Source organism: Natronospira sp. (genome assembly GCF_007134575.1).
Lineage (GTDB): Bacteria > Pseudomonadota > Gammaproteobacteria > Natronospirales > Natronospiraceae > Natronospira > Natronospira elongata.
Genome location: NZ_SLKM01000135.1, coordinates 1 through 5,996 on the forward strand (window position 1 = coordinate 1; position 5,996 = coordinate 5,996).

The window sequence follows — 5,996 nt, forward strand, 5'->3', positions numbered from 1 at the left end:
ATACAGGTCCCCGCACTGGCCGGCATCCAGGCGGGCGCCGGACCAGTAGGAGTTGGGGGACGAATACAATCAGGCCCAGTCGCAACCATCCCATTCGGACTCATTCCAGGTACATTCCTGTTCCGCGTCCGCGGAGTCCCCACCGTCACTACTACTGCAAGCAGCAGCGAACAGGAAAAGAAAGACGAGGGTGGCTGCGAGTCCACAGCGGCCCCAAACACGCTCCGCATTAACAGTTCCACGACGCTCCATTACTCACCTCCCTGCGGAAGGGCATCATATTCGATACTGAGGGAGTAGACGACGATACTGCCATCGTACTCGTCGTCGCTTGCAGAGCGCTGAATATTAGCGAGCCAGATCTCGCCAGTCATACGGGATTCAGGAACACCCGCAGTAGTCAGGTAGACCACCTGATCGTCTTCAATCATTACGTCGTCAAAACGGATCCCTGAACTACCGAAAAAAGGTTCTCCAGAGTTGAGGGAATGGGCGCGGGTGAAGGAAGCGAAGAGGGCCGGGTTTCCGAACAAGGACTTGAAACTTAGAATGAACCTCACATCGCCGCCGGCCTAATCAATCGGGCGCGGTACACTGAATCTGAGCTCACCACCACTGGTAGGGATTCGTACCCCGCGTGTAAACGGATCGGCATCGCCAAAGATTCGCATGGCATTCGCCGGGATATCGATCCGGCGACGGACCGTTCCCACCTCCAGATCCTCTAACCGTTGCGACATTTCATCGAGCGTATCTTGCTGGTCGTCCACCTGGTCAGATGTGGCGAGCAAGTCCTGCTCTATTTGTTCCATGAGGTCGCTGAGGAACTCGAAGTTCTCGTTCACCTGGCTCGCCTGAGCTGGCTCACCCGCTTCAAACTGATGGGGCACATCCTGTGCAGTTAGCTGATTTGCACCAAGGGCAAGAATGGGCGCAGTCACTAGCGCCATCGCTGTTTTGAGGCCAATGCTCATATCGTTTTTCCCCCTTCCCTTTATCTCATCGTTAACTTGCTGCCACTGCGGCGATTCAGACGAAAACGTAAAATTCCGCCGCAGACAGACACTTGCGGAGGCGCTCTAAAGCTAGAACAAGATTGAAACCTGAACCACCCCCCATGCGAGGGACCCGCTTCGCACACAATTTTCGGCGCCGAAGATCAGGAAACCAAGGCTGGGAAGACAGGGATGCCAGAAACTGGTTTAGAGCTATTGGTCAGGGCCGGCGTCTTAAGGTCGGCCGAGGCTCCGCCATCAGGGTAGATGCCGAGCCATTGGGGCCAGCAGTCTGCAAGTCTTGGAAATCGTTGCGACTGACCGCCACAGGAGGGATCAGGCGATCGAAATGCCAGGGTGCTGAATCCACCGAATCTTTCCTTGTTCGTCTCCCTTTATGGGGTCAAGGAAGCAAGGGAACCGCCCAACTCAACCGAGTCGGGCGGCCCCTCCATTCAGGCCCCACTGCTCAGCCTCTCCGGTGATTCTGAGGGTCAGATCGTACAGCCTTCAATGCACTGGCAGCTTCGATGTCCAGGCATCCCGGTGAATGCGCCAATTGCCGTTTGCGTATTTCCAGGCAATCAGATACTTGCCCTCATCGAGGGTCTTTCCATCCTCACCGACCATTGTGTAACGGCCGGCATCAAGTGCAATGTCACCGAAACGTTCCACTGAGATCGGCTCTAGCTTGGTGCTCTTGAGCCCGGAATCAAATACCCTTTTCCAGTACTTCTTGAGCGCACTCTGACCCTGGATCATATCTTCACCAGGTGCGAGTACCAGCGCATCGTCCGTATAGAGCTTGCTCAGAGCTTCGGCATCATGCGCGGCAAACTGCGTTGTGAACTGCTCATCCATGCGACGGATTTCTGTCCCAATATCGCTTTGTTTTTGCATGTTCGTTCCCTCCTCGAAGAAACGCAGCGAATTGCCATCACTGTCGCGAAACGCCATCCCGAACAAGGAGATGGTGAATATCCGCAGCAGGACAGCGCCTGTCAGACCGGCCGGGCTCCACCATGGGGAGAGACCCGGGTCGGGCCAAACGCCTGTTCAGCTACCGGGTGCCTCCCGCCGGCCAGGCGGGGAGTCAGGACGTTCCACGAGAAGAAAAAGCTCTCTCAGAGCAGAATGCCAGCCGAACGGCAGAACCTGGAGGTGAATGAAATATAGACCAAACCGGGGCAAAAGCAAGATATTTGGACTGAATATATTTTCCGTATTTTCAATAAGTTATCAGCCCCTCTCTGACTGGACGCATGGCGTGAACGACGGCGGCGAAAGCCGACTCACGCGGCCAGTCCCAGCCTCAGGAAATGGCCAAAAACAGCTCGCGCCAGACCGAATAACCAATGTATGAATCTCTGCCGCCAGGATATCGACGGCAGCAGCTGCTTTCGGGGCATTCGCGTTGCGGCTTGAGCCATTCCGCCTTGCCTCGCCCTCCGGGCGGCGATAAAGTGCCGGGAATTTTGCACGTATCACCCTGCCGGGAGGGGGCGCAGGTGAAAAAACCTCTCTATGGTCTCATCGCTGGTCTGATCGCTGTCGGTGGCTTCTATTTTTATCAGGTCCACCAGATTAATACCGCCGTGGACGACATTAGCCGCCAGCTTTCGCCTGTTGGGCGGCTGGAGCACGGTGGCGCAAGCTTTTCTCCGTTTGGTGAAGCCCGCATTAACCGACTGCGATTTACTCCCCATGATGGTAATGACGAGATTGCGATTCGCCGAGTCGCCGTCCGGACCGATGGCTTGCTCAATCTCCTACGGCTCAAAAACACCGTATAGGATGGCCGGCTGCCGCCTGAGCTGGGCATTTCTCTCCGCGGTCTCCGCCTATCTTCGGATAGCTTCCTATTTGAACGAAACGAGCAAGGAGGGCTTGGCATAGGCTTGCCATTCGAAGCCGCCGGCTGTGGTGACCGCCTGACCTTCAGCAGCGGTGACCTGATCCGGATGGGATTCTTTACCCTCACCGGATCCATCGATACGGGATATGAGACTTCAGGCCAGGTGGATCGAATAGACTGGTCACTGGATAGCGTCGTCGACGGAGTCAATCGTACACACTTCCGTGCGAGCATGGATATTGATGCCCGCTCATATGAGTTTCAGGACTTGTATATGGCAGCAAACTCCATGCGCTTCGGCTCATTCACTCTCGAGCATGAAGACTTGGGCTATTATGATCGCGTCATGGCCTTTTGTGCCGAAGAGATGGAGCTGCCCATGGATGAATACATCGATCATCATGTGGACCAGTGGCAGCTCCGTTGGCTTGAGGAGGGTCTGGTGGCCGGCCCAGAGATGGTCGCTAGCTATCGTTCATTCCTTAATGAGCCCGGGCGGTTGAGTATTCAGATTTTCCCCACCGGGGATTTGTTCAGTCTCTTCGCCCAGAGCGCCTCTCCCGCCCGTCTGCTCAGGAATCTCGATATTCGGGTGTCCCGGGATGGGCAGGAGCCCCAGCGGCTGGACCTACGGAGAGCAAGCCGGGAGGACCAGGAAGCGGTGGCCGGATCCAGGCGGTCTTGGTCACGACCCTCCGGGGATGATTCGTCCTCTGTGGATGAGAACGATGCTCCCGAGTGGGCAGAGCCAGGCTGGACCACGGTAGCGGTAGACAACGTTGCCCAGCATCAAGGCGCTCAAGTGAGGATCACCCTCAAGAGCGGTCGAGAGCGAGCCGGCCGCCTGAATACGATTGGAGAACGTCGACTCATCATCGAGCAGCGTATGCGGGGCCCTGTGTGTCAACATCCCTCCCAACAGCACCTGATCGGTTTTATCTGTAATATTCAGGGTGCTAACGGAGTAAAGCGATGTCTGATTCCAATGAGGTTGTCACTGCTCCGCGCCTGGAAAAGCGTACTCGCCGTCGATTCAGTGTATCCGAGAAGAAGCGCCTTCTGGCGGAGGCCGAAGCATTGCCGCACGGCGAGAAAGGCGCTTGGCTGCGTCGGCAAGGCCTTTACGCCGGTCAGCTATCGTCCTGGCGTAAGGAGTTAGCCGAGCAACTGATTGATCTCCAAAAAAAAGTATTGCACGTGTTCCACAGCGACAAAGACGGGAACAGGTCGTGAGCTGCCTAGCTGCGTTGCCGGCTGGCGTACCCAAGGCACAGGCCTGCCGAGCCTTGGACGTACCGCGACACTGGTGCTACCCGGATCGCCGCCAACGCCAGCGGGCCACAAAGCCCAGTGGCCGAGGGCGCGGGTTGTCGGAATCTGAACAGCGGCGCATCTTCGATGCGCTGCACTCCTATCGCTTCCTGGACGCCGCCCCGCGCGAGGTTTACGCGACGTTGCTCAGCGAGGGCTCTTTGCTGGGCTCAGTCTCGACAATGTATCGCTTGCTCCGTGGGCGAAAACAAACCCGCGAACGTCGCAATCAGCGTCCGGCACAGCAGCACGTCAAGCCGCAACTGGAGGCCACGGGCCCAGATCAGGTCTACACTTGGGACATCACGAAGCTGCCAACGATCACTCGCAGCTTTTACCTGTGTCTGTACGTCATCCTAGACCTGTTCAGCCGATATACCGTTGGCTGGATGGTCTCGCGCAAGGAGAACGCCGGCCTGGCGTGTCACCTGTTCCGAGAGGTTCTCTCGCGCCGGGCCATCTAGCCCAATGAGCTGATTGTCCATCAAGATCGCGGCTCGCCGATGATCGCTCACAGTTTCGGTGATTTGTTGACCGACCTTGGCGTTGAACGAAGCTTCTCAAGGCCGAGAGTCAGCAACGACAATCCGTTCAGCGAGAGCCAATTCAAGACTACCAAGTACTGGTCGAGCTACCCGGGTCGCTTCCAGAATGCCGCCCATGCCCGACATTGGTGCAGCGAATTCTTCCCAGCCTACAGTCGCCGACCGCACGAAGGCTTGGCACTGTTTACGCCTGAAGATCTCTACACCGGACGCTTCGAAGCACTCTGGCGAGTGCACCAGGCGGCCATGGATCAGCACTATGCGGCCCATCCTGAGCGTTACGTCAAAGGGCCGCCCCGAGTGGCCAGGCCACCCGAGTTAGTCTCGATCAATCCCGATGACGGTCAAACCGCAGCGAAGCTGCTTAACCAGCCGGATGCGTTCCAGGTCTCACCAACACCGGTCAGCACGGAGCTGCCCGAGGTTGTTACATAGAAAACGTTGCCGATGTGTTGGGATTATGTTGACACGTTCCGTACCGGCTTCGGCCAGGCCCAAGGTTGTCAGCATCGCCTTCTGGTCTGGAATTGGGGTCCTCGCTTTCGCGGGCATGCGGATAGCCGAAGGCGTTGCGATATCGACAGCCACCTTCCAGAACGGAGCGGATAAGATCCGGTTGCTCACCCGCACTTCGAGTCGCCGCAGGACAGGCACGTCAAACACCCGTCCATCATAACCACGGCCGCCGTATTGCACTTGGTGCAAAGCTGGGCACCGGCCGGGAAGCCGGCGTCGTTACTGTTGCTGCTTCCGTCTTCGGCGAAGGCGTCTTTTTGGCCGTGGGCGGCTTCGTATTCGGCGCGTTTTTGTTCGATGAGTTTTTTCTGGTGTTCGTCCAGGTCGGTGGGTTGGATCATGCCGATCTTGGTGAGATGCCGTTCGATGACTTCGCCGATTTCGGCGATCAGGGAAGGCATGAACTTGCCGCCGGGCTTCCAGTAGCCGCCTCTCGGGTCGAAGACGGCCTGGAGTTCTTCCACCAGGAAGGTGACGTCGCCGCCTTTTCGGAAGACGGCGGAGATGACGCGGGTGAGGGCGACGATCCACTGGTAGTGGTCAAGGTTCTTGGAGTTGATGAAGATCTCGAAGGGGCGGCGGACTTCCTGGTCGGTGCCCTGGTTGAGGATGATGTCGTTGATGGTGATGTACATGGCGTGGTCGGCCACGGGGGGCTTGACCTTGTAGGTGGAGCCGATGAGTTCGTCGGGGCGCTCCAGGGTTTCGGTCATGTGCACCACGTTGCCTTCGCGGCGGAATTCGCCGTGGGCTTCGGCCGGGGCTTTTTCGGCG

At 57.5% G+C, this 5,996-nt stretch carries 8 protein-coding genes; 4 read left to right on the plus strand and 4 right to left on the minus strand.

Annotation, left to right across the window (positions count from 1 at the left end):
- Nucleotides 1-251 precede the first annotated feature (251 nt).
- From ACJWXQ_RS05235 to ACJWXQ_RS05245, 3 genes are all read right to left on the minus strand, one after another.
- Nucleotides 252-431, minus strand: coding sequence for a hypothetical protein (locus ACJWXQ_RS05235; RefSeq protein WP_346053345.1), 180 nt, complete (start codon nucleotides 429-431; stop codon nucleotides 252-254).
- Between the two features lie 141 nt (nucleotides 432-572).
- Nucleotides 573-974 (minus strand): hypothetical protein, encoded by a 402-nt coding sequence (locus ACJWXQ_RS05240; RefSeq protein WP_346053343.1) that lies wholly within the window; start codon nucleotides 972-974, stop codon nucleotides 573-575.
- Between the two features lie 531 nt (nucleotides 975-1,505).
- Nucleotides 1,506-1,895: an SgcJ/EcaC family oxidoreductase gene (locus ACJWXQ_RS05245; RefSeq protein WP_346053341.1), complete on the minus strand. Its 390-nt coding sequence runs from the start codon at nucleotides 1,893-1,895 to the stop codon at nucleotides 1,506-1,508.
- A gap of 608 nt (nucleotides 1,896-2,503) precedes the next feature.
- Here ACJWXQ_RS05245 and ACJWXQ_RS05250 point away from each other — a divergent pair.
- From ACJWXQ_RS05250 to ACJWXQ_RS05265, 4 genes are all read left to right on the plus strand, one after another.
- Nucleotides 2,504-2,788, plus strand: a complete 285-nt coding sequence (locus ACJWXQ_RS05250) for a hypothetical protein (protein ID WP_406672316.1) — start codon at nucleotides 2,504-2,506, stop codon at nucleotides 2,786-2,788.
- Between the two features lie 105 nt (nucleotides 2,789-2,893).
- On the plus strand, nucleotides 2,894-4,009 hold the full coding sequence (locus ACJWXQ_RS05255; RefSeq protein WP_406672317.1) for a hypothetical protein: 1,116 nt from the start codon (nucleotides 2,894-2,896) through the stop codon (nucleotides 4,007-4,009).
- A gap of 70 nt (nucleotides 4,010-4,079) precedes the next feature.
- The gene (locus tag ACJWXQ_RS05260) at nucleotides 4,080-4,625 is read left to right on the plus strand and encodes a DDE-type integrase/transposase/recombinase (protein ID WP_406672318.1); all 546 of its coding nucleotides are present in this window, start codon (nucleotides 4,080-4,082) and stop codon (nucleotides 4,623-4,625) included.
- Nucleotides 4,626-4,664: 39 nt separating this feature from the next.
- Nucleotides 4,665-5,141: an integrase core domain-containing protein gene (locus tag ACJWXQ_RS05265; RefSeq protein WP_346053336.1), complete on the plus strand. Its 477-nt coding sequence runs from the start codon at nucleotides 4,665-4,667 to the stop codon at nucleotides 5,139-5,141.
- Between the two features lie 185 nt (nucleotides 5,142-5,326).
- Here the strand turns inward: ACJWXQ_RS05265 and ACJWXQ_RS05270 are convergent.
- On the minus strand, nucleotides 5,327-5,996 hold a 670-nt coding region (locus tag ACJWXQ_RS05270; RefSeq protein WP_406672319.1), incomplete at its 5' end, for an NrdJb.